The following is a 25,816-nucleotide window of genomic DNA, read 5'->3' on the forward strand; positions in this document are numbered from 1 at the left end:
GTCGCCGGGACCTGTCACTCCCACCGGAAGAACTTCCCCGCAGCCCCCAGCGCCACCACCGCCCACACCGCGAGAATCCCCAGGTCGCCCCACGGCATGGCCGCTCCGTGCTGGAGTACGTCCCGCAGGCCGCCCGAGAGGGCGGAGATGGGGAGCAGGCCGAGGGTGTGCTGGGCGCCGCCGAACTTGTCCAGCGGGACGATGACCCCGCCGCCCACGAGCAGCAGCAGGAACACCAGGTTGGCGCCCGCCAGGGTCGCCTCCGCCTTGAGGGTGCCCGCCATCAGGAGGCCGAGGCCGGAGAAGGCGGCCGTGCCGAGGATCAGGAGGAGCAGGACGGCGAGGGGGTTGCCGTGCGGGGACCAGCCGAGGGCGAAGGCGATCACCGTCAGGAGGATCACCTGGAGGAACTCGGTGACCAGGACCGACGCGGTCTTGGCCGTCATCAGGGCCCAACGGGGCAGCGGGGAGGCGGCGAGGCGCTTCAGGACGCCGTAGCGGCGCTCGAAGCCGGTCGCGATGGCCTGCCCGGTGAAGGCCGTGGACATGACCGCGAGGGCGAGGATGCCGGGGGCCAGGAAGTCGACCGGCCTGCCCTTGCCGGTGTCGACGATGTCCACCGAGCTGAAGAGCACGAGGAGGAGTGTGGGGATCACCACCGTCAGCAGGAGCTGCTCGCCGTTACGGAGCAGCATCCTCGTCTCCAGGGCCGCCTGCGCCGCGATCATGCGGGGGAGCGGGGCGGCACCCGGCTCGGGGATGTGGACACCGGTGCCGGTCGCGGTGGTCATGAGCGCAACTCCCTACCCGTGAGCTCCAGGCTGTGCCTTCCCGGGGGGCGACCCCCGGACCCCCGGCCGGTTCCCGTGCGAGCCGGAATCATGAGCGCAACTCCCTACCAGTGAGCTCCAGGAACACGTCTTCCAGGGTGTGCCGTTCGACCGAGATGCGGTCCGGCATGACGCCGTGCTGGGCGCACCACGAGGTCACCGTCGCCAGCAGTTGCGGATTGACCTTGCCGACCACCCGGTAGGAGCCCGGGGTCAGTTCGGCGGCCGTGGAGTCGGCCGGCAGTGCCTTGAGGAGGGAGCCGACGTCGAGGCCGGGGCGGCCGCTGAACCGCAGGGTGTTCTCGGCGCCGCCCTTGCACAGCTCCTCGGGGGAGCCCTGGGCGATCACCCGGCCGGCGTCGATGACGGCCACGTCGTCGGCGAGCTGCTCGGCCTCTTCCATGTAGTGGGTGGTGAGGATGACCGAGACACCGTCGGTGCGCAGGTCCCGGACCAGGTCCCAGGTGGCGCGGCGGGCCTGCGGGTCGAGGCCCGCCGTCGGCTCGTCGAGGAAGACCAGTTCCGGGCGCCCGACCACGGCCATGGCGAGCGCCAGGCGCTGCTGCTGGCCGCCGGACAGGCGGCGGTACGACGTCCGTCCGCAGCTGCCGAGACCGAGCCGCTCCATCAGCGCGTCCACGTCCAGCGGATGCGCGTGCAGCTTCGCCACGTGCCGCAGCATCTCGTCGGCGCGGGCACCCGAGTAGACACCCCCGGACTGGAGCATCACGCCGACTCTGGGGCGCAGCTCGGCGGATTGCCGTACCGGATCGAGGCCCAGGACGCGCACCGTGCCGGAATCCGGCTTGCGGTACCCCTCGCAGGTCTCGATCGTGGTCGTCTTGCCCGCCCCGTTGGGGCCGAGTACGGCCGTCACGCCCGCCTCGGCGGTCAGGACGAGGCCGTTCACAGCGGTCTTGGTGCCGTACCGCTTCACCAGGTCCCGCACCTGGACCACCGGCTCACTTCGCATGGTGACAGAGTCTAAGGACGCCGGCCGTCACCCGGACGGCCGGGTGCTAGATCTCCTCCTCACGGGGTCGGTGCACGGCCAGCCACCCCTCGGCGTAGGCCACGGCCTCCGCCACCGGGAAGAGCCGGGCCTCGGCCGCGCCGACCGTGCCGCGGACGACCACGGGGCGGTCGCGTTCGAAGTCGCAGCCGAGTTCGTCGAAGCGGTCGGAGGTGATCGACACCTCGGTGACCTCCTCCCAGCCGCCGCCGGGTGCGGGGCGGCCGACCCGGACGCGCGGGGAGGGGATCCGGTACTCGGCGAGATGGAAGCTGGTGCAGGTGGCGTAGCCGGTGCCGAGCATGAGCACGCGCGCGTGCAACTGCTCCAGCCTGGCCAGCGGGCTCCGCTCGCCGAGCCGGCAGTCGGGGGCGTGGCCGTCCAGGAGCTCCGCGGCGCGGGGGCCGACGGCGGCGAAGGAGGTCTGCGGGTGGGCGCTGCGCAGGGCACCCGGCCAGGTCCGCAGGGTCTCCGGGAGCACGCCGACCCCGCGGCTGGGAGTGGTCCGGGGATCGTACGGCGGCATGGTCGCCCGGATCGTCGCCCACCACTCCTCGGGCACCGGCGGATTTCCCCACACGGCGGGGTCGGAGAGGTCGCCGGTCTGGGTGGGGACCACCAGGGTGCCGTCCGGACCGAGGGCGTCGAGGAGGGCCTGGACGACGGCCACGGCTCCGCCGTTCACCCAGCCGAGGGAACTGAGCGAGGTGTGTGCGAGGAGGATCTCGCCGGTCCTGACACCCAGCAGGCGAAGCTGCTTCGCGAGGACGTCCCGCGTGACAAGAGGGCCGGTCGGAAGGGGCGTGGGCATGATCCTGGAGTGTTCCGGAGGCGGCCGCCGTGCGCCACCCAATTGGGCGCAGGGGTGATCGCGACGGACCGGAGGATGATCGATCAAAGATCGTTTCCGCAGGTCAGGGCAGGCTTCTGGTTAGGTAACCCTAAGTGATGCAGGGCACCGCTTCCTCGCCCGGACGCCGCTTGCCTGGCTCCGAGGAATTACGCAACAATGGTGTTGTGAAAAACGTCGGCGAGGTTCGGGAGACCCCTCCGGGGGCCCCGCAGGAAGAGTTCGCGACCGGAGAGCGCTCGACGCGCAACCGGGTCGCGCGGTCGATCCTGGACCACGGGCCGTCGACCGTCACGGAGCTCGCCGGACGCCTGGGCCTGACTCCGGCGGCAGTACGCCGGCATCTGGACGCGCTGGTCGCCGACGACGTCGTGGAGGCGCGCGAGCAGCGGGTGTACGGCGCCCGGACGCGCGGCCGCCCCGCCAAGATCTTCGCCCTCACCGACTGCGGCCGCGACGCCTTCGACCAGTCGTACGACAAACTCGCCGCCGACGCGCTGCGCTGGATCGCCGAGCAGGGAGGCGGCCAGGAAGCGGTCGCCGCCTTCGCGCGGGCCCGGATCACCGCCCAGGCGAGCGCCTACCGCCAGGCGATCGAGAGCGTGAGCCCCGACGAGCGCGCCGAAGCGCTGGCCAAGGCCCTGAGCCTGGACGGGTACGCTGCGACGGCGCGCAGCGCACCGGTCGGCGAACAGCTGTGCCAGCACCACTGCCCGGTCGCCCATGTCGCGGAGCAGTTCCCCCAGCTGTGCGAGGCGGAGACGGAGATCTTCGCCGAACTGCTCGGAACACACGTCCAGCGACTGGCGACCATCGCGCACGGCGACGGCGTCTGCACGACGTTCATCCCCAAGATTTCAACTGACGCATCTGCTAGCACGGCCGGGAGGAACCCCGCATGACTCTCCCCACGGAGACTGCCCACCCTGAGCTCGAAGGCCTGGGCAAGTACGAATACGGCTGGGCCGACTCCGACGTGGCCGGTGCCTCTGCCAGGCGCGGCCTGAACGAGGAGGTCGTCCTCGACATCTCCGGCAAGAAGTCCGAGCCGGAGTGGATGGCCAAGCTGCGCCTCAAGGGCCTCAAGCTCTTCGAGAAGAAGCCCATGCCGAACTGGGGATCCGACCTCTCCGGCATCGACTTCGACAACATCAAGTACTTCGTGCGCTCCACGGAGAAGCAGGCGGAGTCCTGGGAGGACCTGCCCGAGGACATCAAGAACACCTACGACAAGCTGGGCATCCCGGAGGCCGAGAAGCAGCGCCTCGTCGCCGGTGTCGCCGCCCAGTACGAGTCGGAGGTCGTCTACCACCAGATCCGCGAGGACCTGGAGGAGCAGGGCGTCATCTTCCTCGACACCGACACCGCCCTGAAGGAGCACCCGGAGCTCTTCAAGGAGTACTTCGGCACCGTCATCCCGGCCGGTGACAACAAGTTCGCCGCGCTGAACACCGCCGTGTGGTCCGGCGGCTCCTTCATCTACGTGCCGAAGGGCGTGCACGTCGAGATCCCGCTCCAGGCCTACTTCCGCATCAACACGGAGAACATGGGCCAGTTCGAGCGGACCCTGATCATCGTCGACGAGGGCGCCTACGTGCACTACGTCGAGGGCTGTACCGCTCCGATCTACAAGAGCGACTCCCTGCACTCCGCGGTCGTCGAGATCATCGTCAAGAAGAACGCCCGCTGCCGCTACACGACCATCCAGAACTGGTCGAACAACGTCTACAACCTGGTCACCAAGCGCGCCGTCGCCTACGAGGGCGCCACCATGGAGTGGATCGACGGCAACATCGGCTCCAAGGTGACGATGAAGTACCCGGCCGTCTACCTGATGGGCGAGCACGCCAAGGGCGAGACCCTCTCCATCGCCTTCGCGGGCGAGGGCCAGCACCAGGACGCCGGTTCCAAGATGGTCCACATGGCGCCGAACACGTCGTCCAACATCGTCTCCAAGTCCGTGGCGCGCGGCGGCGGCCGTACCTCCTACCGCGGCCTGGTCGAGATCGGCGAGGGCGCCCACGGTTCCAAGTCGAACGTTCTGTGCGACGCGCTGCTCGTCGACACGATCTCCCGCTCCGACACGTACCCGTACGTGGACGTCCGCGAGGACGACGTGTCCATGGGCCACGAGGCGACCGTCTCCAAGGTCTCCGAGGACCAGCTCTTCTACCTGATGAGCCGTGGTCTCTCCGAGTTCGAGGCGATGGCGATGATCGTGCGCGGCTTCGTCGAGCCGATCGCCAAGGAACTGCCCATGGAGTACGCCCTCGAGCTCAACCGGCTGATCGAGCTCCAGATGGAGGGCGCGGTCGGTTAAGCGACCGCCGTCACCGTCAAGCCACTCACGTAAGAAAGCGAGCAGACCGACAGCCATGGCTGAGGCTCAGAACATCCCCGTGGGGTCGATGACCGCGGGCCAGATCGCGGTGGCCGCCGAGTCGACCGTCGCCACGCGCATGAGCGCGCCCCCGTCCTTCGACGTCGCGGACTTCCCGGTCCCGCACGGCCGCGAGGAGGAGTGGCGGTTCACCCCGCTGGAGCGCCTGCGCGGGCTGCACGACGGCACGGCGGTGGCGTCCGGCGACAGCCTGAAGGTCGCGGTGGAGGCCCCCGAGGGCGTCACCGTCGAGCTGGTCGGCCGCGACGACGCCCGGCTCGGCCGGGCCGGCACCCCGGTGGACCGGGTCGCCGCCCAGGCGTACTCCGCCTTCGAGCAGGCCGGCGTGGTCACCGTCCCCAAGGAGACGGTGCTCACCGAGCCGATCCGGATCAGCGTGCACGGCCAGGGCGGGGTCGCCTACGGCCACCAGGTGATCGAGCTGGGCGCCTTCGCCGAGGCCGTCGTCGTCATCGACCACACCGGTGACGTGGTCACCGCGGCCAACGTCGAGTACGTCCTGGGCGACGGCGCCAAACTGACCGTCGTCTCCGTCCAGGACTGGGACGACAAGGCCGTCCACGTGGCCCAGCACAACGCCCTGGTCGGCCGGGACGCCAGCTTCAAGTCCGTGGTCGTCACCTTCGGCGGCGACCTCGTACGACTGCACCCGCGCGTCTCCTACGCCGGCACCGGCGGCGAGGCCGAGCTGTACGGCCTGTACTTCACCGACGCCGGCCAGCACCAGGAGCACCGCCTGCTGGTCGACCACAACACCCCGCACTGCAAGTCCAACGTCGCCTACAAGGGCGCGCTCCAGGGCGACAACGCGCACGCGGTGTGGATCGGTGACGTCCTCATCGAGGCCAAGGCCGAGGGCACCGACACCTACGAGATGAACCGCAACCTGGTCCTCACGGACGGCGCGCGCGTCGACTCGGTGCCGAACCTGGAGATCGAGACCGGCGAGATCGTCGGCGCCGGCCACGCCTCCGCCACCGGCCGCTTCGACGACGAGCAGCTCTTCTACCTGATGGCCCGCGGCATCCCGGAGCACGAGGCCCGCCGCCTCGTCGTCCGCGGCTTCTTCGCCGAGCTGGTCCAGCAGATCGGTGTCGCCGACATCGAGGAGCGCCTGCTCGCCAAGATCGAGGAGGAGCTGGAGGCCTCGGTCGCATGACCTCGACTGCGTTCGTACGCGCCTGCGGGCTGAGCGAGCTGGAGGAGGGCACCCCGAAGCGGGTGGAACTCGACGGCACGCCGGTCTCGGTCGTGAAGACCGAGGCGGGGGTGTTCGCCATCTACGACATCTGCTCCCACGCCAACGTCTCGCTCTCCGAGGGCGAGGTGGAGGACTGCCAGATCGAGTGCTGGCTGCACGGCTCCAGCTTCGACCTGCGCACCGGCAAGCCGTCCGGCCTGCCGGCCACGCGCCCCGTCCCCGTATACCCCGTAAAGATCGAAGGGGACGACGTGCTCGTCTCCCTCACCCAGGAGTCCTGAGGCACCCATGGCAACGCTTGAAATCCGAGACCTGCACGTCACCGTCGAGGCCGACAACGCCACGAAGGAGATCCTCAAGGGCGTCGACCTCACCGTGAAGCAGGGCGAGACGCACGCCATCATGGGCCCCAACGGCTCCGGCAAGTCGACCCTCGCCTACTCGCTCGCGGGTCACCCCAAGTACACGGTCACCGGCGGCACCGTGCTCCTCGACGGCGAGGACGTCCTGGAGATGTCCGTCGACGAGCGTGCCCGCGCGGGCCTGTTCCTGGCGATGCAGTACCCGGTCGAGGTTCCGGGTGTCTCCGTGTCGAACTTCCTGCGGACCTCCGCCACCGCCGTCCGCGGCGAGGCCCCCAAGCTGCGCACCTGGGTGAAGGAGGTCAAGGAGGCCATGGAGCGGCTCTCCATCGACTCCTCCTTCGCCGAGCGCAACGTGAACGAGGGCTTCTCCGGCGGTGAGAAGAAGCGCCACGAGATCCTCCAGCTCGAACTGCTCAAGCCGAAGATCGCGATCCTCGACGAGACCGACTCCGGCCTCGACGTCGACGCCCTTCGCATCGTCTCCGAGGGCGTCAACCGCGTCCGCGAGACCGGCGAGGTCGGCACCCTGCTGATCACGCACTACACGCGCATCCTGCGCTACATCAAGCCGGACCACGTCCATGTCTTCGCGGGCGGCAGGATCGTCGAGTCGGGTGGCCCCGAGCTCGCCGACAAGCTGGAGGCCGAGGGCTACGAGGCATACACGAAGGGTGGCGCATCCGAGTGACACAGCTGCCGGGCCTCCTCGACACCGAGGCGATCCGCAAGGACTTCCCCGTCCTGGACCGTCTGGTCCACGACGACAAGAAGCTCGTGTACCTGGACAACGCGGCGACCAGCCAGAAGCCGCGCCAGGTACTGGACGTCCTCAGCGAGTACTACGAGCGCCACAACGCCAACGTCCACCGCGGTGTGCATGTGCTCGCCGAAGAGGCCACGGCGATGTACGAGGGCGCGCGCGACAAGGTCGCCGAGTTCATCAACGCGCCCAGCCGCGACGAGGTGATCTTCACCAAGAACGCCTCCGAGTCGCTGAACCTCGTGGCGAACATGCTCGGCTGGGCCGACGAGCCCTACCGGGTGGACCACGAGACCGAGATCGTCATCACGGAGATGGAGCACCACTCCAACATCGTGCCGTGGCAGCTGCTGGCGCAGCGCACCGGCGCGAAGCTGAAGTGGTTCGGTCTCACCGACGACGGCCGCCTCGACCTCACCAACATCGACGAGATCATCACGGAGAAGACGAAGGTCGTCTCGTTCGTGCTGGTGTCGAACATCCTGGGCACGGTCAACCCGGTCGAGGCGATAGTGCGCCGCGCCCAGGAGGTCGGCGCCCTCGTCTGCATCGACGCCTCCCAGGCCGCTCCCCACATGCCGCTGGACGTGCAGGCCCTGCAGGCCGACTTCGTGGCCTTCACCGGCCACAAGATGTGCGGCCCGACCGGCATCGGCGTCCTCTGGGGCCGCCAGGAGCTCCTGGAGGACCTGCCGCCGTTCCTCGGCGGCGGCGAGATGATCGAGACCGTGTCGATGCACTCGTCGACGTACGCCCCGGCGCCCCACAAGTTCGAGGCGGGCACCCCGCCGGTCGCCCAGGCGGTCGGCCTCGGCGCGGCGATCGACTACCTGAACGCCATCGGCATGGACAAGATCCTCGCCCATGAGCACGCGCTGACCGAGTACGCGGTGCGGCGGCTCCAGCAGGTCCCGGATCTGAGGATCATCGGCCCCACCACGGCCGAGGACCGGGGTGCCGCGATCTCCTTCACCCTCGGGGACATCCACCCGCACGACGTGGGCCAGGTCCTCGACGAGCAGGGCATCGCGGTCCGCGTCGGCCACCACTGCGCGCGGCCCGTCTGCCTCCGGTACGGAATTCCTGCGACCACGCGAGCGTCGTTCTATCTGTACTCCACTCCGGCCGAGATCGACGCTCTGGTCGAGGGCCTGGAGCACGTACGGAACTTCTTCGGCTGAAGGGCGTGAGCTGAGACCGTGCTGCGCTATGGAATGCGAGGTTTGTCGTCGTGAAGCTGGATTCGATGTACCAGGAAGTCATCCTGGACCACTACAAGAACCCGCACGGGCGTGGTCTGAGGGACGGTGACGCCGAGGTGCACCACGTGAACCCGACGTGCGGCGACGAGATCACCCTCCGAGTGAAGTACGACGGCACGACGATCGAGGACGTCTCGTACGAGGGCCAGGGCTGCTCCATCAGCCAGGCCTCGGCCTCCGTGCTGAACGAACTGCTGGTCGGCAAGGACCTGGCGGACGCGCAGAAGATCCAGGAGACCTTCCTGGAGCTGATGCAGTCCAAGGGCCGGCTGGAGCCCGACGACGCGATGGAGGACGTCCTGGAGGACGCGGTCGCGTTCGCCGGTGTCTCCAAGTACCCCGCCCGGGTCAAGTGCGCCCTCCTGAGCTGGATGGCGTGGAAGGACGCGACGGCGCAGGCGCTGGGTGGCGCGGCCGACGCCGAGAGGAAGACGGCATGACCGACACCGCTGAGATGAAGCCCGCCTCGGAGGAAGAACTCCGCGAGGCCCTGATGGACGTCGTCGACCCCGAACTCGGCATCGACGTCGTCAACCTCGGCCTGATCTACGGCATCCACATCGACGACGCGAACATCGCCACCGTCGACATGACCCTGACCTCGGCGGCCTGCCCGCTGACCGATGTCATCGAGGACCAGGCCAAGTCCGCCACGGACGGCATCGTCAACGAACTGCGCATCAACTGGGTCTGGATGCCCCCGTGGGGCCCCGACAAGATCACCGACGACGGGCGCGAGCAGTTGCGGGCGCTCGGGTTCAACGTCTGAGCACCCCGCGAACGTGAAAGCGGCGGCACCTTCCGGGTGCCGCCGCTTTCGTCTGCGCGCTCAGGCCAGCGGGTCCACGAACCGGAACGCGGAGTCCGCCCGGTAGAGGTCGCTGTTCTGGTACGGGTCCAGCTTCAGCTGGAAGTTCTGGTGGCGCAGATAGCGGCCGGGGTAGTTCACCGACTCCAGCATGACCGCGCCGGAGTAGGACGAGGTGCGGGCGCAGAAGGTGGCGTCCTGCCGGAAGAGGGACGAGCCGTCGTCGCTGTCGGCGCGCAGCAGGAAGTCGTGGTGCCGCAGGTACTTCCCGTCCGACGTCCGGAACGAGTAGCAGGAGCTGTTCGCCAGGCCCGTGACCACGGTGAACGTGGAGTCCGTGCGGGACTCCGAGCCGCGCGGCGCGTCCAGCTTCACCAGCCCGTCGCTCAGATGCCAGTAGCGGTCCGGGTAGTTGACCGAGCGGACCGACCTCTGGGCGGTGCTGGGCTGCTGCGCCGAACCGCCCGAACTGCCCTTGGTGGGCGCGGCCGTGGAGGGCATCGCGCTGGAGGGCGCGGCCTTCGGGGTGCTGCCGTGCGCCGCGGCGGTCGCCGTGGCGGACGCGGACGGCGAGGTCGCCGACATCCCCGACGTGCCCTTCGGCGGAGCCGTCGTACCCGAGGCCGACGGTGAGGCGAAGGAGAGCAGACCCGGGCCGTTGTCGGTGTTCCCGGTCGCCATGGGACCAGGTGCCGCCTGGTCAGGGGTGTTGTGGCTGACGGCTATCGCCGTGATGCAGGCCGCGATGGTGGCGATGGCGAGCGTGCCCGCCAGCCAGAGTCTTCGGGTGCCGGGGGCCCGGGAGGTGTCGGGGACCCAGCCGTTCTCCCAGGCGGGATGCGGCGGGGGTGCGGGGGTGGTTTCTGGCATGCGCGTTTCCTCCAGCGGCGCCAGGGCAGCGGCCGGGGATGTGAGGGTGGCGTGGGCGAAGTGTGAAGCAAGGGTGGATCACAGAAGTGCACACACTAGTGGAGTGAGGGGCCCACGGGGAGCCCTTTAGCTAGCGGTTTCTGTGAGCATTAAACGTCTGCGGGTGGCGCAAGGGAGTTCAAACGGCGTTCTCAGTGCCCTCCCCGCTCCGGCTCATCGCCCGACGGCACCCTGGCGCCGATGGCTACCTCAGTGCTTCCCTCCGTGCGCCCCGTCTTCGTCCTCGGCTGTCCCCGCTCCGGGACGACCCTGCTCCAGCTGATGCTGCACGCCCACCCGAGGATCGCCCTGCCACCGGAAACGCGGTTCGTCCTGGCCGCCTATGAACGCAGGCTCGGCTCCGGTGACTTGCGTGAACCGGTGAATCGGGCGGCGCTCGCGCACTGGATCACCGGCCGCAGGGAAACCCGTTTCCATGAACTGGGCCTGGACGCCGAGGACGTCGCCGGCCGGATCGCCGACGGCCCGCCCACCCTCGGCTCGGCCCTCGGCATCGCCCTCAAGGCGTACGCGGACAGCCGCGGCAAGGTGCGCTGGGGCGACAAGCGGCCCGCCTACGCCCTGCACGTAGAGGAGATCCTGCGGCTCTTCCCGGACGCCCAGTTCGTGCACCTCGTCCGCGACGGCCGGGACTGCGTGGCCTCGCTCCTCGGTATGCCCTGGTGGCACCGCGGCTTCCACGAGGCCGTCGCCACCTGGGCCCAGGTGGCGGACGTGACCCGGCGCCACGCCCGACGGCTCGGCCCCGGTGCCTGGCACGAGGTCCGCTACGAGGACCTGATCACCGACCCTGAACACCAACTCCGCATGATCTGCACCTACTTGGGCGAGGAGTACGACCTGCGGACGACCGAACCGCACCGTCTGGCGCGCGCCGCCGTACCGGCCCGCAAGACCTGGCACCGCCGTACCCACGGCGCCCTGGACGCCTCCCGGGCCGGCAGCTGGCAGCGGCGGCTGACGCCGGACCAGATCCGGCTCGCCGAGGCCGCGTTGGGCGACCGTCTGGCGCGGTACGGCTACGCGCCGGGCGGGGCGGTCCGGCCCGACCCGGCCGAACTGCTCCGCTACCGCCGCGTCCTCGCCCTGCGCCGCGCGGCCCTCGCCAAGCGCCGGATGCTCGACCGCGTGACACGGCTGCGCGAACCGGGTCCGGTGGCGGCGGGCCGGCCCCTGCACTGAGGCCAGGACGGCCCGGCACGGTTGTGTACGACCGTACGCAACGGTGCGTACACTCGTACACATGGGATATCTGACGCTCGCCGGCGCCATAGCCGCCGAGGTCGCCGCCACGACGGCGATGAAGTACGCGGACGGCTTCAGCAGACTCTGGCCGTCGCTGCTGACGGCACTGGGATACGTCGTCTCGTTCCTGCTGCTGGCCGAGACGCTGAAGACCGTGTCGATCGGCACTGCGTACGCGATCTGGTCCGGGGTCGGCACCGCCGCCGTCGCCGTGCTGGGCCTGCTGCTGTTCGGGGAGACACTGACCCCGGTCAAGGTGGCCGGGATCCTGCTGATCGTCGGCGGAGTAGTGGTCCTGAACCTGGGAGGCGCGCACTGATGCCCCGCCGTTACGACCCCGATCGACGGCAGCGGATCATCGACGCGGCGATCCGGGTCGTCGGCGAGAAGGGGCTCGCGGGGCTGAGCCACCGCACCGTCGCCGCCGAGGCCGACGTCCCGCTCGGCTCCACCACGTACCACTTCAAGACCCTCGACGAGCTGATGGTCGCCGCCCTGCGCCAGGCGAACGAGTGCTTCGCCAAGGCGGTCGCCGCGTACGGAGGCCTGGACGACTCCTCGGCGGACCTCGCCACCGTCCTCGCCCGGATCCTCGGCGACTGGCTGAGCGGTGACCGTACCGCCGTGGAACTGGAGTACGAGCTCTACCTCGCCGCCCTGCGCCGTCCGGCCCTGCGCCCCGTCGCCGCCGAGTGGGCCGACGACCTCGCCGAACGGCTGGCCCGGCGCACCGACCCGGTCACCGCGCGGGCGCTGGTCGCACTGATGGACGGGATCTGCCTCCAGGTGCTGCTGACCGGGACGCCGTACGACGAGAGGTACGCGCGGGAGGCGCTGGGGCGGGTGATTCCCTGAACGGACGCACCACGAGGAAGCGCGGGCCACCCGGCCCGTCGTCACGGCCCGCCCCCTGAGACGCCCCGCACGCTGGTTCGCCTCCCCGGCCCCCGGCCGGTTAGGTTGCCCTCATGACCGACACCACTGCTCCTCGTTCCACCGGTGCCGCCGCCGTGGGCCTCGCCACGATCGCCGCCGACGGCACCGTTCTCGACACCTGGTTCCCCGCCCCCGAACTCCTGGCCGAGCCCGGCCCGTCCGGCACCGAGCGGCTGTCCGCGGAGAAGGCCGTGGAACTGCTCGGCGAGGGCGCCGGGAAGGCGCTCGGCCCGGACGCCCGCCGCGGTGTCGAGGTCGTCGCGGTCCGTACGGTCATCGCCTCCCTCGACGACAAGCCGCTCGACACCCACGACGCCTACCTGCGCCTGCACCTGCTCTCGCACCGCCTGGTGAAGCCGCACGGCCAGAGCCTGGACGGCATCTTCGGCCTGCTCGCCAACGTCGCCTGGACCTCCCTCGGCCCGGTCGCCGTCGACGAGATCGAGAAGGTCCGGCTGAACGCCCGCGCCGAGGGCCTGCACCTCCAGGTGACCTCGATCGACAAGTTCCCGCGGATGACGGACTACGTCGTCCCGAAGGGCGTGCGCATCGCCGACGCCGACCGGGTCCGCCTCGGCGCGCACCTCTCCGAGGGCACCACCGTCATGCACGAGGGCTTCGTCAACTTCAACGCCGGCACCCTCGGCACCTCGATGGTCGAGGGCCGGATCTCGGCCGGTGTCGTGGTCGGCAACGGTTCCGACATCGGCGGCGGCGCCTCCACCATGGGCACGCTCTCCGGCGGCGGCAACGTCGTCATCGCCATCGGCGAGCGCTGCCTGATCGGCGCCGAGGCGGGCGTCGGCATCGCCCTCGGCGACGAGTGCGTCGTCGAGGCCGGCCTGTACGTCACCGCGGGCACCCGCGTCACCATGCCCGACGGCCAGATCGTCAAGGCCCGCGAGCTCAGCGGCGCCTCCAACATCCTCTTCCGCCGCAACTCGGTCACCGGCGCCGTCGAGGCCCGCCCGAACAACGCGGTCTGGGGCGGCCTGAACGAGATCCTGCACAGCCACAACTGACGCACGACGCCGCGCCGCCGGGCTGAGCGCCCTTCCGGCCGGGAGGGCGCTCAGCCGTCGTACGGCAGGGACGTCCGGAACTCCGCCAGTGCGGCGAAGTCGGCGTCCCGCAGCCCGATCCGGGGATCGACGTGACGGAGCAGGGCCGGGCCGGGATGGTGGGCGCGGACGTACCGGGTGTCCGCCGGGCTCTGCTCGTCGTCCACCCAGGCGAACGGCCGGCCCCCGGCGTAGGCCACGATCGCCTCCGTCTTCCAGTGGACTCCGTCCGGGCGCTCCGCCGGCAGGCCCCGGCCGAAGTCGACGCAGGGCAGCTCGGGCAGGCCGAGGACCGGGCCGATCCAGCGGTTGGCCTCGGCCATCCAGGTGGTCGCCCAGCACAGCTCGTAACCGAGGGCGAGCAGCGCCGGGCCGTGCGACGGGTTCAGCCACACCCGCAGCGGTCGCCCCGGGCGGACGGTCGCCCGGATCGTCGTACAGCCCTCGGGGCGCCGCTCCGGCTTTGCCGCGTACGGGTTGAGGGGGCCGTCGACGTCCAGGAACAGCAGGGGGCGGCTCACGAGGCCAACGTACGGCAGCGGGCACGCGGAGCGCCGGTGAATATTCTCGCGCCGGACAGGCATAGCAGCGCCGCTGCGCACGCGTCACCACGGGTACAGGGCCCGGACATCGGGTGGGCCCGGGGGAAGAGACGGTGACGATGGATGCGGACCTGCAGGAGAGCTTCCGGGATTTCGTGGGCAGCCGGTCCTCGGCACTGCTGAGGACGGCCGTGCTGCTGACCGGCGGCGACCGGCACGCCGCCGAGGACTTGCTTCAGAACGCCCTGATCAAGGCGGCCGGCCGCTGGCAGCGCATCGACGAGCCCGAGGCCTATGTTCGGCAGGTCCTCTACCGGCAGCAGATCAGCCGCTGGCGCCTGAAGTGGCGCCGGCGTGAACTCAGTGTCGCCGAACCGCCGGAGAGTCCACCGGCACCCGACACCGCCGCCACCGCCGAACTGCGCCTCGTCCTGCGCGCGGCCCTGTCCCGGCTCACCGCCCGCCAGCGCACCGTCCTGGTCCTGCGCTACTTCGAGGACCTCCCCGAGGCCGACGTGGCCCGGCTGCTCGGCTGCTCCGTCGGCACCGTACGGTCCACCACCCACCGTTCCCTGGCCAGGCTGCGCGCCCTCGCGCCCGAACTGGCCGCCCTCGCCCCGGACACCGGCCGCGACCAGCCGCCGTCCCGTGACCACTCGCCCGCGGAGGTGCGGCCGTGAACGTCGAGGAACTCCTGCGCGACACGCTGCGCGAACAGGCCGCCGAACAGCTGCCGCTTCGGGCCGGGTTCGCCGACCAGGTGCTGGCGGTCCGCCGGCGCCGCCGGGCCCGCCGGCTCGCCTCCGTCGCCGTGGCCACCGCGGCCGTGGTCGCCGTCGCGGTGGGCGTGCCACTGCTCGACGGCGGCAAGGACGACGTACGTCCCGCCGGGGTCCTCGATCCCGGTGAGACCCGCGCCCACCCCGACCAGTCACCGCCCCGCGAGCTGATCCGGGCGGGCGACGCCACGATGGCCGCGTACTACACCACCGAAAGCGTCGAGCAGACGGCCCGCCGGTCCCACACCACCCGCACCTACTGGCTGCTGGACCAGCGCACCGGCCGCTACGAGAAGGACGCCCGCTGGTCGTTCGTCGCCGTCGCCCCCGGCCTGCGGACGGCCGCCGTCCTGGAACGGAAGATCCCCGCCCGGCGGATCGGCCTGCTCGACCTCACCACCGGCAAGGTGGCCCGCTGGATCCAGGTCGAGCACGGGGTCGGCGGGGTCGCGTTCTCCCACGACGGCCGCGAACTGGTCGCGACGACCTACTCCGCCGACCCCGACGTGGCGACCAGGGCGGCGGACGACAAGGACGGCACCTCCTTCGCCATGCCCGTCACCATGCCGCGCACCGGCTTCTACGTCCTCGACGTGGCTTCCGGGAAGGGCTCCTGGAGCAAGGTCGGCAGCCCGCACGACAGCATGGGACTGCCCACGATCAACGTCCGCCAGGACTTCGCCCCCAGCCGCTTCGGCCAGTACGTCTGGGCGGGCCTGACCAGCGAACCCGGGATGCAGTTCTACGACCGCCACGGCTACGAGGTCCCCGCCCCGGCCGGCGAGCGGAATCTGAAGTGGTACGTCGAAGCGGGACTGTCGCCCGACGGCAAGCGGGTCGCCGGTGACTTCGCGGGCAGGACGATGAAGACCTCCTCCTGGATCACCGACCTCGGTACCGGCAAGAAGACCGAGGTGCACGGGCAGCAGCTCCTCGCCTGGGCCGGCAACAGGTCCCTCATCGCCTGGGACATCGGCAAGGACGGCGGCAGCGAGTTCCACAACCGCCTCGTCCTGGTCACCATCGGCAGCGACAGGACCGTCCCGCTCAGCGGTTTCCGCAAGGGCGCCGGCCGCGACGCCGGCCGCTGGACACCGGTCTTCGCCGAGTCGCGCTGATCAGGCGGCCACGAACTCCTCGTACACCGCCCGCAGTCCGTCGGTCGCCTCCCGGCCGGCGGGCCGCAGGGGTGGCCGCACCGGTCCCGCCGGCAGACCGAGCGCGCCGAGCAGCGCCTTCGAGGTGACCGTGCCCGGCAGGCCCGCGGCCGTCATCGCCTCGATCAACCGGGTCGCCCGCAGCTGGAGTCCCCGCGCGCGGGCGGTGTCGCCGGCGTCGAACGCGTCCAGGATCGCGGCGACATGGGCGGGGACGGCATTGGCCACCGTGCTCACACAGCCGGCCGCGCCCACCGCGTACAGGGCGAGGATGTGCTCGTCGCAGCCCGCGTAGTACGCCAGGTCCGTCCGGGCCAGCACCTTCTGGGCGCCGAGGAAGTCGTACGAGCAGTCCTTCACGGCCACGATCCGGGGGTGCGCGGCGAGCCGGATCAGCGTCTCCGGCTCGATCCGGGTGCCGGTGCGGCCCGGGATGTCGTACAGCATCACCGGCAGCCCGCCGGCGTCGGCCACCTCCAGGAAGTGCGCCTCCAGCGCGTCCTGCGGCGGCCTGCTGTAGTACGGGGAGACCACCAGCGCCCCGTCCGCGCCCGCCTTCTCCGCCGCCCGCGCCAGTTCGACGGTGTGCAGGGTGTCCGCGGTGCCCACGCCGGCCACGAGCGGCACCCGCTCGCCCACCGCCTCCCGGACCGCCGCGATCAGCTCCGCCTTCTCGGCGTCCGAGGTGGTCGGCGACTCGCCGGTGGTGCCGTTCAGCACCAGGCCGTCGCAGCCCCGCGCCACCAGATGTGCGGCCAGCCGCCGGGCGCCGTCGAGGTCGAGCGCCCCCGCGTCGGTGAAGGGGGTGACCATCGCGCAGAGCGCGCGGCCGAAGGGGCGGGAGGGGCTGGTGGTGTCGCCTGCGTTCGTCATGGAGGTAGTCTCGGCAGCCCGACGACTTAGCTCTACTTAATTTTTCTACCCGACATGTCTTAGCAATGCTAAGTTGTCGGCCTTCTGGGTCCCCAGGCCCTGCGTCCGACTCCGCCCCTCATGGGCCCCTATGGGCTCGACGGTCACCGACGGCAGGTCATGGGTCGTGGCAGGCGCCGATGAAGCCGCGGGCCGCCGCCTCGTGCGTCCGTCTCGCTCGCCGGTTCGCCCGGCTGGCGGGGCAGGGGGTGCGGGTGATCGCCGGGGGTGCCGGGGGCGGCTCTGCCGTGCCGGCGCCGGGCGAGCCCTTCGGGGGCCCGAACTCCTGCCGGAGACCGCGCTGTTGCGGGCCCGTCTCGACTGGCTCCAGAGCCGGCCGGCCCGCCTCGGGGCCATGACGCCGAGGCGGGGCACCGGGGCTGACGGTCTGACAGGCGGCTTTCCGGGTACCCGAAGGTTCCGCAACACAGTGCGGATGCCGACGAGACCAGGAGGGGCACAGCGATGACGGACAGGACCGCACACGGAGCGGGGGCTCGACTGAGCGACCGCGCGGGCACGTTGGCGGCCAAGGCCGACCTCAAGGGGCGCGCCCAGGCCCGCGCCGCCGACCTCAAGGACAAGGCCGGCGCACTGACCGTGCACCTGCGCGACGGCGCCACCAAGGCCGGTCACGGGGCCCAGGACCGGGCTGTCAGGGGCGGCCACACCGCTCAGGAGCAGATGACGAAGGCGCGGCACGTCCTCCAGGAGCAGGCGGGGCGGGCCGGTCACCTGGCGTACGACAAGGCCGCCGAGGCGGGGCACGCCGTCGAGAAGCGGGCTCCGCGGCCCGTCGGCCTGGTGGTCCGGGCCGCTCTGCGGCACCCGCGCCCCGCGCTGCTCGCCGCCTCCGCCGCGGTCGCCGTCGCGACCGCGAGCCTGCTGCGACGCCGCCGCGACCGGCGCGGCTGAGCCCCGTCGAGGGGCCCCGCCAGACTCAGGGCCGCCGTCTCACCGAAAACTCCACTTGCCTGGACAAAAAAAGTTTTCGGTGAGACGGTGGAGCCATGCTGGACGTCACCGTGATCGAGGACCCCGAGGCGGCCGCAGCGTCGCTGGACCCCATACGGGCCAGGCTGCTCGCCGAACTGGCCGGCGCGCCCGCGTCGGCCGCCATGCTGGCCGGCCGGGTCGGACTGCCCCGGCAGAAGGTGAACTACCACCTGAAGGCGCTGGAGCGGCACGGCCTGGTCGAGCTGGCCGGCGAGCGGCGCAAGGGCAATGTCACCGAGCGGCTGATGCGCGCGACCGCCGCGTCGTACGTCATCTCGCCGGCCGCCCTGCCCGCCGTGCAGCCGGACCCGGACCGCTTCCGCGACCAGCTCTCCGCGCGCTGGCTGCTCGCGCTCGGCGCGCGCCTGGTGCGCGATGTCGGCATGCTGATCACGGGGGCGGCCAAGGCCCGCAAGCGGCTGGCGACATACGCGCTGGACGGCGAGGTCCGTTTCGCCTCCGCAGCCGACCGCGCGGCCTTCGTGCAGGAGCTGGCGGCGGGTGTGAGCGCGCTGATCCGCAAGTACGACGCACCCGACGCGGAGAGCGGCCGGGACCACCGGATCGTGGTCGCCGTCCATCCCACGGTCAAGGACCGGCCCACCCCCGAGCAGGAACAGTAGGCGGCAGGAGCCCCATCATGTCCAAGGAATTCGAGATCGCCCGTGAGTTCGAGGTCGACGCCACGCCCGGGGAGGTGTGGGAGGCGATCACCAACGGGACCGGCGGCTATCTGTGGCCGATGCAGCCGCCCGAGCCCCGGGTGGGCGGTACGGCGGCCTTCGGCTCCACCGTCACCGCCTACGACCCGCCGCACCACCTGGTCACCCGCAGCGAGGACGTCGGCTTCCCGACGCAGAGCGCCAACCAGCTGGAGCACGTCATCGAGGAGCGCGACGGCGGCCGCCGCGCCTGGGTGCGCTACGTGCACAGCGGGATCTTCACCGACGACTGGGACAACCAGTACGACGGCGCGAACCGGCACACCGACTTCTACCTGCACACCCTGCGCGAGTACCTCACCCACTTCGCGCCCCGCCCGGTGAGCTTCGCCCAGCTGAACGGTCCGGAGGCGTCCCAGGCGCCGGACGCCTTCACCGCCGTGGGCCGCGCCCTCGGTCTGCCGGACGACCTGGCCGCGGGCGCGAAGGCGAGCGTCCGGGGACCCGGCGGGCGGGCCCTGGACGCGGTGGTCGACTACCGCGACCCGTACTTCATCGGGCTGCGCACCGAGGACGCCCTCGTCCGGTTCTTCGGCCGCAACCACTGGGGCGCCCCGGTCGGCATCAGCGTCCACGACTTCGCGCCGGACGCCGACGCCGAGGCGAACGAGACCGCCTGGCAGGACTGGCTGAACGGGGTGTTCAGCCAGTCCTGAGCCGAGCGGGTCTCAGGCGTCGAGCAACTCCGCGGGCCGTCAGGGGCGGAAGCGCAGCACCTGCGGGTCGTGGTCGCTGATCTGGTCGTGGAACTCCGAGTTGATGTGCACGCTGTCGTACTCGAAGTCGCCGGTGCGGCGGATCTCCTTGCTGATCAGGATCTGGTCCAGGACCTGCTCGTTGCCCTGGTAGTCGTAGGTGTAGCGCTCCTTCGTGGGCAGCGACCGGATCGCCGACCAGAGCGCGCCGCCGTTCTCCAGGATCTTGGTGGTACCGGAGAAGTCGAAGTCGTTCATGTCGCCGAGCGCGATGACCTCGGCGTCCTTCTGGACGTCGAGGATGCTCTTGACGAACGCGTTGACCAGCGTCGCCTGCGCGTGGCGCTGGGTCTCCGAGCTGCGCACCACCGGCTGGTACTGCGAGGTCAGCCCCTGGTCGCCGCCCTTGGAGTTGAGGTGGTTGGCGATCACGAAGACCGTCTTGCCGCGGAAGACGAACTCACCGGCGAGCGGCTTGCGGCTGGTCGTCCAGGCGGAGTCCGCCGGGTCGACGCGGCCGGGGGAGGCCGTCAGCTGGGCCTTGCCGTGCACGTCGGTGACGCCCACCGCGGTGGTGGAGTCGCCGCCCGCGCGGTCGACGAAGGACACCCGCTCGGGGTTGAACAGGAAGACCTGGCGGATGTTGCCGCCGGGCTCGCCGCCGTCCCGGTCGTTGACCGGGTTGATGGAACGCCACTGGTACGCCGGACCGCCCGCCGCGACGATCGCGTCGATCAGCTTGTTCACCGTCACGTCGGCGGCGACCGTGCCGTCGTCCGTGGCGCCGTTGTTGTCCTGGATCTCCTCCAGGGACACGATGTCGGGCGACTGGAGGTTGCTCACGATCGCGGCGGCGTGCGCGGCGAAGGTGCCGTCGGAGGGGTCGAGGTTCTCGACGTTGTAGGTCGCCACCGCCAGCTCGCCGTGCGACTGCTTCTTCGTCGTCTCGCGCTGCAGGCCACCGCTCTTCAGAGTGCCCAGCGTGCTCGCGACGAGGGTGTAGCCGCCGTACTGGTTGTAGTCCATCGGTCCGGTCGTGGCGCCGGTCAGGGTGTCGCCGACGTTCGCCACCGGGAAGCCGGCGGTGGGGCCGAGGGACTGGATCTGCAGCCGGCCGGTGTTCTGGTCGCGGTAGGAGCGGTACAGCGAGCCGCCGCGTTCGGTGCGGTTCTCGTGCGGCTTCACCGTGACCCACAGCTCGGCGTACGGGTCGGTGGCGGTGACCACGCGGACGTCCTTGACCTGGACGTTCATGCCCTCCAGGGACTCGTAGTAGTCCAGGGCGTACTTCTCCGGCTGAAGGGGCAGCCCGTTGACCGAGCCGCCCGCGGCCGTGTCGCCGGTGGGGGTGTACGCGCTCGGCACCGACTTCTTGTCGATGACGACCGGCGCCGGGACCGCGTTGCCGGTGGAGACCGTGGTGATCGTCGGCTTGGTGATCTCGGTCAGCGACTGGTTGCCGGAGGAGGCGCCGCCGGGGACGTACTCGGAGACCGTGCCGGTGACCGTGACGGAGTCGCCGACCGCGACCTTCGGGGTGGAGCTGGTGAAGACGAAGACGCCCTCGCTGGTGGCCGGGTTGTCGTCCGGCGTCGGATCCTGGATCCAGAAACCTCTGGAAGAGCCGTAGGTGCGCGTGCCCGTGACGATGCCGGGGACGTCCGTCACCTTCTGGCCGGCGTACGGCGATATGCGCGTGGTGCCCTGGACGTCGTGGATACGCAGCCCGTCGGCCTGGGCGGGCGAGGTGAGGGCGACGGCGGACGCCGCGCTGCAGACGGTGGCGACGGTGAGCGCGGCGAGACGCGCGGAAGACCTGCTCGGCAAGGGAATCCCTCCGGGGACATCGGAAGCGCCGGGACAAGGGCGGTTTATGGAGCGTTCATGACACGTTCATGTATGCCGTGTGACACGGATGTGACACGCGTAGATCCGGAGTGAACAGTTGTCCCACCCGATTTCTACGCGCGTCAATCTCCTGCCTGTTCAGGGCAGTTGTCAAGGTTTCAGCCACGTACGGGGCCCGGCGGAGAGATGAACCGGGCGGCATGGGTGGAAATCCGTCTAGGCTGAGCGGCTGAGCCGTACGGCGTCCAGGTGGCCGTACGACCGTCGATACGGTGTCCAGGTCGCCGTACGACCGTTGAGGCGTCCGAGGAGAAGCAGCCGATGTCTGACAGCGCCCCCCTGCCCCCGGTGCGGTTGCGTTCCGAAGCGGAGCTGGCGCACGCCGCGCTGTCCACGCCGTTGCTCACCCGGGCCGCCCGGCTCGCCCGCTGGGCCGGCCCCGACACCCGCGTGGACGCGGGCGGCGAACTGGTCGAGGAGCAGCTGCCGGCCGCCGCCGAGGCGCTCGGACTCACCGGGGACGACGCCGCCGCCTACGCCGGTGAGGCCTGGCGGGTCGCCGTGGACACCGGGCTCGTCGAGATCGCCGACGAGGAGGCCGGGACCGTGGCCGCGGGGGAGGAGCTGGCGCTGCTCACCGGCGGTTCGCCGCACGACGTCCTCGGGGTCTGGCAGGCGGCCCTGGAGACCGTGATCGCCGACGCGAGCGTGCCCGACCTGGACGGAATCGTCGACGCGCTGGACGAGGGCGGCGAGGTCGATTTCTCGTCACTCGGCTGGGACCCCGAGGCGGAGGCGGAGTTCCTCGACGGGGTCCTCGGCAACCTCTACCTGCTCTCCGTGAGCGAGGGCGGCTCCGGCGAGGCCTCGGTGCCGCTGCCCGCGCTCGCCGCGTCGATGATCGTGCCCAGCGGCATGGGGGAGCCCACCAACGACGTCCTGGAACAGGTCTCCGACGCGATGATGCGGCTCGACGACCAGTTCCGGCTGCTGGAGCCGGTCGGGCTCGTCGAGTACCAGCCGGTCGACGAGACCCTGATGGCCGACGCGGAGGAGGAGCCGGCGGCCGGGCCGGTCGACGAGGCCGACGTCTCCCGGTACGGCATGGTGCGGCTCACCCCGCTCGGCGCGTACGGGCTGCGGGCGCGGCTGCTGGAGGCCGGCTTCGAGGCGCCGGCGGTCGGGGAGCTCGCCGACAAGGGCGCGGACGCGCTGCTCGACGGCACCGCCGCGTTCCCGCAGGCGGCCGCGCAGGCCGAGACCGAGCAGTGGCTGGCCCGCCGCGAATCCCTCGCCGCCGCCCGGGAGCTGCTGGCCGCCGCGCGCGGCGCGGACCCCGGCGCCCCGCTGCGGCGGCTGCGCTGCCAGCAGGCGCTGTCGCTGCTCGGCCCCGAGGCCGAGCCCGCCCTGCGGGAAGTCCTCGGCGACCCCGAGCTGGGCGGCCTGGCGCGGGTCTGGCTGGCCGAACGCGGCGCCGCCGAGGTGCCGGCGCCCTCCCAGGACATGATCTTCTGGCTGACCATCGACACGGTGGCCGCGCAACTGGCCGCCGAGGGCAACTCCGAGGAACTCCAGGCCCTGGTGGAGGGCCTCGCCCGGCAGCACAGCGGATTCTTCGCCCAGGCGTGGCGGGTGGGCCACCCCGACACGGCCGACGTACTGGAGGCGATGGGCCGCCTCCACCCGGACAAGAAGGTGGCCAAGGAGGCCCGCAAGGCGGCGTTCAAGGCGCGGTCGCAGCACGGGGGGTAGGGGGATCGAAGGGGCGGGGGTGCGCGGAGGTCGGGCACCGTCGGACGCGTTGTGCACGGCTGAGCGCCGTCGCGGCGGGAGAAGAGGATGCGGCGGGGCGCGGTGTTGTGGTGCGCGCCGGTGCGATCGGGCGTGCGGGTGGTCGGGCACCGCCGTTTGAACTGAGCGCCGTTGTGGCGGGAAAGAACGAAGCCGAGCGCTGTCGCGGCGGGAACGACGCAGCGGCGAAGGCGTGTGCCGGGAGGGAGTTCGGCCTTGGGAGCGCGGTGGGCTCCGGTGCCGGAGTCGCTTCCGCGGCCGGGGGAGGCCGTTGCCCTCTGCGGGGTGTTCTTGGGGTGGGCTTTTGGGTGGCGTGGGGCGGGGATTGCGCATTCATGGAACACCCGACCGTGATGTCGCCCTGTGTTCAACCGGTGTTCAGAGGTGGACGGGAGCGTGTGCGCCGAGTTGAGATCCGCCACCTCCACGGCAGTCCGACCGTCACAGGAGACACCATGTCGCTCACCCGCAGGGACTTCGCCAGGACGTCCGCGATCACCGGTGCCGGTGTCGCGCTGGCGGGCAGTGTCGGCGCCCTCGCCAGCGCGCCGAACGCCCTCGCCGCCACCGAGACCGACGCGGCCGAGGCGGCGCACGGGCACGGCGGGGTCGGCTACGGGCCGCTGCTGCCCGATCCCGACGGCATCCTCGCGCTCCCCGCCGGCTTCAGGTACCGCGTGATCACGTACAGCGGCAGGACCAAGCTGGAGTCCGGCGAGTTCACTCCCTCCAACCACGACGGCACCTCCGCCTTCGACGGCCCGCGCGGCGCCACCCTCCTCGTCAACAACCACGAGCTGGCGGGCCCCCGCGCCAACTGGAAGTACCCCGTTCCGCTCACCGAGGGCCTCGTCTACGACCCGGCCGCCGCCGGTGGCTGCACCGTCGTCGAGGTCCGCCCCGGCGGCCACGTCGCCGAGTGGGTCGGCATCGCCGGCACCGCCACCAACTGCGCCGGCGGCAACACCCCTTGGGGCACCTGGCTGACCTGCGAGGAGACCGAGGACAAGGCCGGCGCAGGCGGTTTCACCAAGGACCACGGCTACGTCTTCGAGGTCGACCCCGAGGACCGCCGGGCCAACCGCGACCCCAAGCCCGTCAAGGCGCTCGGCCGCTACGCCCACGAGGCCGTCGTCGTCGACCCGGGGCGCGGCCACCTCTACCTCACCGAGGACGCCTCCAACCCCAACGGCCTGCTCTACCGCTGGACCCCGCCCGAGCACTTCCACCACGGCCGCGGCAAGCTGCGCACCCTCGCCGACGACGCCGGCACCCTCCAGGCGTTCAAGTGCTTCGACTCCGGCGGCCGGTTCGTCGACGACCTCTCCCGCGCCACGAAGACCGGCACCGTCTACGGCGTCGACTGGGTGGACGTCCCGGACCGCGACGCGAGGACCACGTCCGTCCGCAAGCAGTTCACCACCGGCCAGGTCACCCGCGCCCGCAAGCTGGAGGGCATGTGGTGGGGCGACGGCGGCGTGTACATCGTCTCCTCCTACGCCCGCGCGGAGAGCCCCGTCCAGCACGACGGCTCGGTCTGGTTCTACGACCCCAAGCGCCGCACCCTCACGCTCAAGGTCCGCATCGGCGTCAACCCGGACCCGTCCGTGGAGGGCGCCTTCGACGGCCCGGACAACATCACCGTCTCGCCGTACGGCGGTCTGGTCATCGCCGAGGACGGCGAGGGCCTCCAGCACCTGTTCGGGGCCACCGACAGCGGCCGCACCTACCCCATCGCCCGCAACGAACTGAACATCGGCACCGAAGAGGCGCCCGAATACAGCGAGTTCACCGGCGTCACCTTCTCGCCCGACGGCCGGACCCTCTACGCCAACATCCAGACCCCGGGCATCATGCTCGCGATCACCGGGCCCTGGAAGCGCCAGCGGCGTTAGAAAGCCGAGTCACCCGTGCGGGCGGGGGCTGTCCGATGCGGCGGACGGCCGGCAGCCCTGGACCTGCCGGTCCACCTGCGCGGGTGACCCGCACCGCAAGGGATCGCGGCGCACGGCCTTGCCCGCGCGGTCACTGATATCTAACATTTCAGTTCATGGAGGCTCTACGACCCGTCCCCCGCACCCTGCTGCGCGACCGCGCCTACGCCGCGATCCGGGACGCCATCGTCGCCGGGGAGATCGAACCCGGCGCGGTGGTGCGTGACGCCGAGTTCGCACAGCGGCTCGGGCTGTCCCGGGCGCCGGTGCGGGAGGCGTTCGCGCGGCTCGTCGACGAGGGGCTCCTGGAGAGCAAGCCGCAGAGCTACACCCGGGTCACCCCGGTGGTGGCCGCCGACGTACGGGACGCGGCGGCCGTGGTCGGTGCCATGCACGAGCTGGTCACCCGGGCCGCCGTACCCCGGCTGCGGGACGCCGACCTCGACCTGATGCGCGCGGCCAACGACCGGTTCGCCGCCGCCGTACGCGCCGGTGACGTGGACGAGGCCCTGAGGGCCGACGACGCACTGCACGACGTCCTGGTCCGGGTGGCCGGCAACGGCGCGGCCGCCGCCACCGTCGCCCGCTACACCCCCCTCATCCGCCGCCTGGAGCGCCGCCGTTTCGGCGAGGGCGGCTCCTGCCGCTCGGCCGGCCTGCACGAGCGGCTCATCGAGGCCTGCGCGGCCGGCGACACCCAGGCGGCGGTCCGGATCACGGCCGACATCTGGCTCACCCTCTCCGACCTGGTCGATGCCGACCCGGTCGACTGACCCACG

At 71.2% G+C, this 25,816-nt stretch carries 27 protein-coding genes; 20 read left to right on the forward strand and 7 right to left on the reverse strand.

The genetic code is table 11. The annotated features are described in order from the left end of the window. Positions 1-14: 14 nt before the first annotated feature. The 3 genes from AB0P24_RS18670 to AB0P24_RS18680 all read right to left on the reverse strand — a co-directional run bounded on the left by AB0P24_RS18670 (position 15) and on the right by AB0P24_RS18680 (position 2,653). The gene (locus AB0P24_RS18670; RefSeq protein ID WP_365795241.1) at positions 15-791 is read right to left on the reverse strand and encodes an ABC transporter permease; all 777 of its coding nucleotides are present in this window, start codon (positions 789-791) and stop codon (positions 15-17) included. An 88-nt stretch (positions 792-879) separates the two neighbouring features. After that, positions 880-1,803, reverse strand: a complete 924-nt coding sequence (locus AB0P24_RS18675; RefSeq protein WP_365795242.1) for an ABC transporter ATP-binding protein — start codon at positions 1,801-1,803, stop codon at positions 880-882. Positions 1,804-1,849: 46 nt separating this feature from the next. Then, positions 1,850-2,653 (reverse strand): AAC(3) family N-acetyltransferase, encoded by an 804-nt coding sequence (locus AB0P24_RS18680; RefSeq protein WP_365795244.1) that lies wholly within the window; start codon positions 2,651-2,653, stop codon positions 1,850-1,852. Positions 2,654-2,859: 206 nt separating this feature from the next. On the opposite strand from AB0P24_RS18680, the gene AB0P24_RS18685 reads away from it, so the two are divergent. From AB0P24_RS18685 to AB0P24_RS18720, 8 genes are read left to right on the forward strand one after another with little or no spacing between them, the layout of a single operon-like run. Beyond that, positions 2,860-3,594, forward strand: a complete 735-nt coding sequence (locus tag AB0P24_RS18685; protein ID WP_365795246.1) for a metalloregulator ArsR/SmtB family transcription factor — start codon at positions 2,860-2,862, stop codon at positions 3,592-3,594. Then, positions 3,591-5,012 (forward strand): Fe-S cluster assembly protein SufB, encoded by a 1,422-nt coding sequence (gene sufB, locus AB0P24_RS18690; RefSeq protein ID WP_181804579.1) that lies wholly within the window; start codon positions 3,591-3,593, stop codon positions 5,010-5,012. The genes AB0P24_RS18685 and sufB overlap by 4 nt, the downstream gene beginning before the upstream one ends. 55 nt (positions 5,013-5,067) lie before the next feature. Continuing rightward, the gene (sufD, locus tag AB0P24_RS18695; protein WP_365795248.1) at positions 5,068-6,252 is read left to right on the forward strand and encodes a Fe-S cluster assembly protein SufD; all 1,185 of its coding nucleotides are present in this window, start codon (positions 5,068-5,070) and stop codon (positions 6,250-6,252) included. Continuing rightward, positions 6,249-6,575: a non-heme iron oxygenase ferredoxin subunit gene (locus AB0P24_RS18700; protein ID WP_234539748.1), complete on the forward strand. Its 327-nt coding sequence runs from the start codon at positions 6,249-6,251 to the stop codon at positions 6,573-6,575. Before sufD ends, AB0P24_RS18700 begins: the two co-directional genes overlap by 4 nt. 7 nt (positions 6,576-6,582) lie before the next feature. After that, positions 6,583-7,347 carry a Fe-S cluster assembly ATPase SufC gene (gene sufC / locus AB0P24_RS18705; protein WP_365795251.1) on the forward strand — a complete coding sequence of 255 codons (765 nt, stop codon included), beginning with the start codon at positions 6,583-6,585 and terminating at the stop codon, positions 7,345-7,347. Further along, positions 7,344-8,600, forward strand: a complete 1,257-nt coding sequence (locus AB0P24_RS18710; RefSeq protein ID WP_365795253.1) for a cysteine desulfurase — start codon at positions 7,344-7,346, stop codon at positions 8,598-8,600. The genes sufC and AB0P24_RS18710 overlap by 4 nt, the downstream gene beginning before the upstream one ends. 50 nt (positions 8,601-8,650) lie before the next feature. Further along, positions 8,651-9,121, forward strand: a complete 471-nt coding sequence (gene sufU / locus AB0P24_RS18715; protein WP_234539743.1) for a Fe-S cluster assembly sulfur transfer protein SufU — start codon at positions 8,651-8,653, stop codon at positions 9,119-9,121. Continuing rightward, positions 9,118-9,450: a metal-sulfur cluster assembly factor gene (locus AB0P24_RS18720; RefSeq protein WP_181804573.1), complete on the forward strand. Its 333-nt coding sequence runs from the start codon at positions 9,118-9,120 to the stop codon at positions 9,448-9,450. Before sufU ends, AB0P24_RS18720 begins: the two co-directional genes overlap by 4 nt. A 60-nt stretch (positions 9,451-9,510) precedes the next feature. Here the strand turns inward: AB0P24_RS18720 and AB0P24_RS18725 are convergent, their stop codons facing one another. Then, entirely contained in the window at positions 9,511-10,359 is an 849-nt protein-coding gene (locus AB0P24_RS18725) for an AbfB domain-containing protein (RefSeq protein WP_365795256.1), read from the reverse strand. Positions 10,360-10,599: 240 nt separating this feature from the next. Here AB0P24_RS18725 and AB0P24_RS18730 point away from each other — a divergent pair, with 240 nt between their 5' ends. The 4 genes from AB0P24_RS18730 (at position 10,600) to dapD (ending at position 13,622) form a co-directional block, all read left to right on the forward strand. After that, on the forward strand, positions 10,600-11,601 hold the full coding sequence (locus AB0P24_RS18730) for a sulfotransferase (protein WP_365795258.1): 1,002 nt from the start codon (positions 10,600-10,602) through the stop codon (positions 11,599-11,601). A 61-nt stretch (positions 11,602-11,662) separates the two neighbouring features. Further along, positions 11,663-11,983, forward strand: coding sequence for a multidrug efflux SMR transporter (locus tag AB0P24_RS18735; RefSeq protein ID WP_365795260.1), 321 nt, complete (start codon positions 11,663-11,665; stop codon positions 11,981-11,983). Then, a complete protein-coding gene (locus tag AB0P24_RS18740; RefSeq protein WP_365795262.1) occupies positions 11,983-12,519 on the forward strand; it encodes a TetR family transcriptional regulator in 537 nt (178 codons plus the stop codon). Before AB0P24_RS18735 ends, AB0P24_RS18740 begins: the two co-directional genes overlap by 1 nt. A gap of 113 nt (positions 12,520-12,632) precedes the next feature. Beyond that, a complete protein-coding gene (dapD, locus tag AB0P24_RS18745) occupies positions 12,633-13,622 on the forward strand; it encodes a 2,3,4,5-tetrahydropyridine-2,6-dicarboxylate N-succinyltransferase (protein ID WP_365795264.1) in 990 nt (329 codons plus the stop codon). 50 nt (positions 13,623-13,672) lie between these two features. Here dapD and AB0P24_RS18750 read toward each other — a convergent pair whose 3' ends face one another. Beyond that, positions 13,673-14,182, reverse strand: coding sequence for a hypothetical protein (locus tag AB0P24_RS18750; RefSeq protein ID WP_365795265.1), 510 nt, complete (start codon positions 14,180-14,182; stop codon positions 13,673-13,675). 140 nt (positions 14,183-14,322) lie between these two features. On the opposite strand from AB0P24_RS18750, the gene AB0P24_RS18755 reads away from it, so the two are divergent. Further along, positions 14,323-14,883 (forward strand): SigE family RNA polymerase sigma factor, encoded by a 561-nt coding sequence (locus tag AB0P24_RS18755; protein WP_365795529.1) that lies wholly within the window; start codon positions 14,323-14,325, stop codon positions 14,881-14,883. After that, entirely contained in the window at positions 14,880-16,100 is a 1,221-nt protein-coding gene (locus AB0P24_RS18760; protein WP_365795267.1) for a WD40 repeat domain-containing protein, read from the forward strand. The genes AB0P24_RS18755 and AB0P24_RS18760 overlap by 4 nt, the downstream gene beginning before the upstream one ends. Here the strand turns inward: AB0P24_RS18760 and dapA are convergent, their stop codons facing one another. Continuing rightward, a complete protein-coding gene (gene dapA / locus AB0P24_RS18765; protein WP_365795269.1) occupies positions 16,101-17,012 on the reverse strand; it encodes a 4-hydroxy-tetrahydrodipicolinate synthase in 912 nt (303 codons plus the stop codon). Between the two features lie 504 nt (positions 17,013-17,516). Here dapA and AB0P24_RS18770 point away from each other — a divergent pair. From AB0P24_RS18770 to AB0P24_RS18780, 3 genes are all read left to right on the forward strand, one after another. Continuing rightward, the gene (locus tag AB0P24_RS18770) at positions 17,517-17,966 is read left to right on the forward strand and encodes a circumsporozoite protein (RefSeq protein ID WP_365795271.1); all 450 of its coding nucleotides are present in this window, start codon (positions 17,517-17,519) and stop codon (positions 17,964-17,966) included. A gap of 95 nt (positions 17,967-18,061) precedes the next feature. Further along, complete coding sequence (locus tag AB0P24_RS18775) at positions 18,062-18,670, forward strand: helix-turn-helix domain-containing protein (RefSeq protein WP_365795273.1); 609 nt, start codon at positions 18,062-18,064, stop codon at positions 18,668-18,670. Between the two features lie 17 nt (positions 18,671-18,687). Then, on the forward strand, positions 18,688-19,425 hold the full coding sequence (locus tag AB0P24_RS18780; protein ID WP_365795275.1) for an SRPBCC domain-containing protein: 738 nt from the start codon (positions 18,688-18,690) through the stop codon (positions 19,423-19,425). A 39-nt stretch (positions 19,426-19,464) separates the two neighbouring features. Here AB0P24_RS18780 and AB0P24_RS18785 read toward each other — a convergent pair whose 3' ends face one another. Next, positions 19,465-21,291: an endonuclease/exonuclease/phosphatase family protein gene (locus AB0P24_RS18785; protein WP_365795277.1), complete on the reverse strand. Its 1,827-nt coding sequence runs from the start codon at positions 21,289-21,291 to the stop codon at positions 19,465-19,467. 342 nt (positions 21,292-21,633) lie between these two features. Between AB0P24_RS18785 and AB0P24_RS18790 the strand changes: the two genes are divergently transcribed. The 3 genes from AB0P24_RS18790 to AB0P24_RS18800 all read left to right on the forward strand — a co-directional run bounded on the left by AB0P24_RS18790 (position 21,634) and on the right by AB0P24_RS18800 (position 25,810). Further along, positions 21,634-23,064 (forward strand): hypothetical protein, encoded by a 1,431-nt coding sequence (locus tag AB0P24_RS18790; RefSeq protein WP_365795279.1) that lies wholly within the window; start codon positions 21,634-21,636, stop codon positions 23,062-23,064. Between the two features lie 494 nt (positions 23,065-23,558). Beyond that, positions 23,559-24,998: an alkaline phosphatase PhoX gene (locus AB0P24_RS18795; RefSeq protein WP_365795281.1), complete on the forward strand. Its 1,440-nt coding sequence runs from the start codon at positions 23,559-23,561 to the stop codon at positions 24,996-24,998. Between the two features lie 155 nt (positions 24,999-25,153). After that, positions 25,154-25,810, forward strand: a complete 657-nt coding sequence (locus AB0P24_RS18800; protein ID WP_365795283.1) for a GntR family transcriptional regulator — start codon at positions 25,154-25,156, stop codon at positions 25,808-25,810. Positions 25,811-25,816 lie beyond the last annotated feature (6 nt).

The sequence above is a fragment of the Streptomyces sp. NPDC086519 genome (genome assembly GCF_040686075.1).
GTDB lineage: Bacteria > Actinomycetota > Actinomycetes > Streptomycetales > Streptomycetaceae > Streptomyces > Streptomyces shenzhenensis.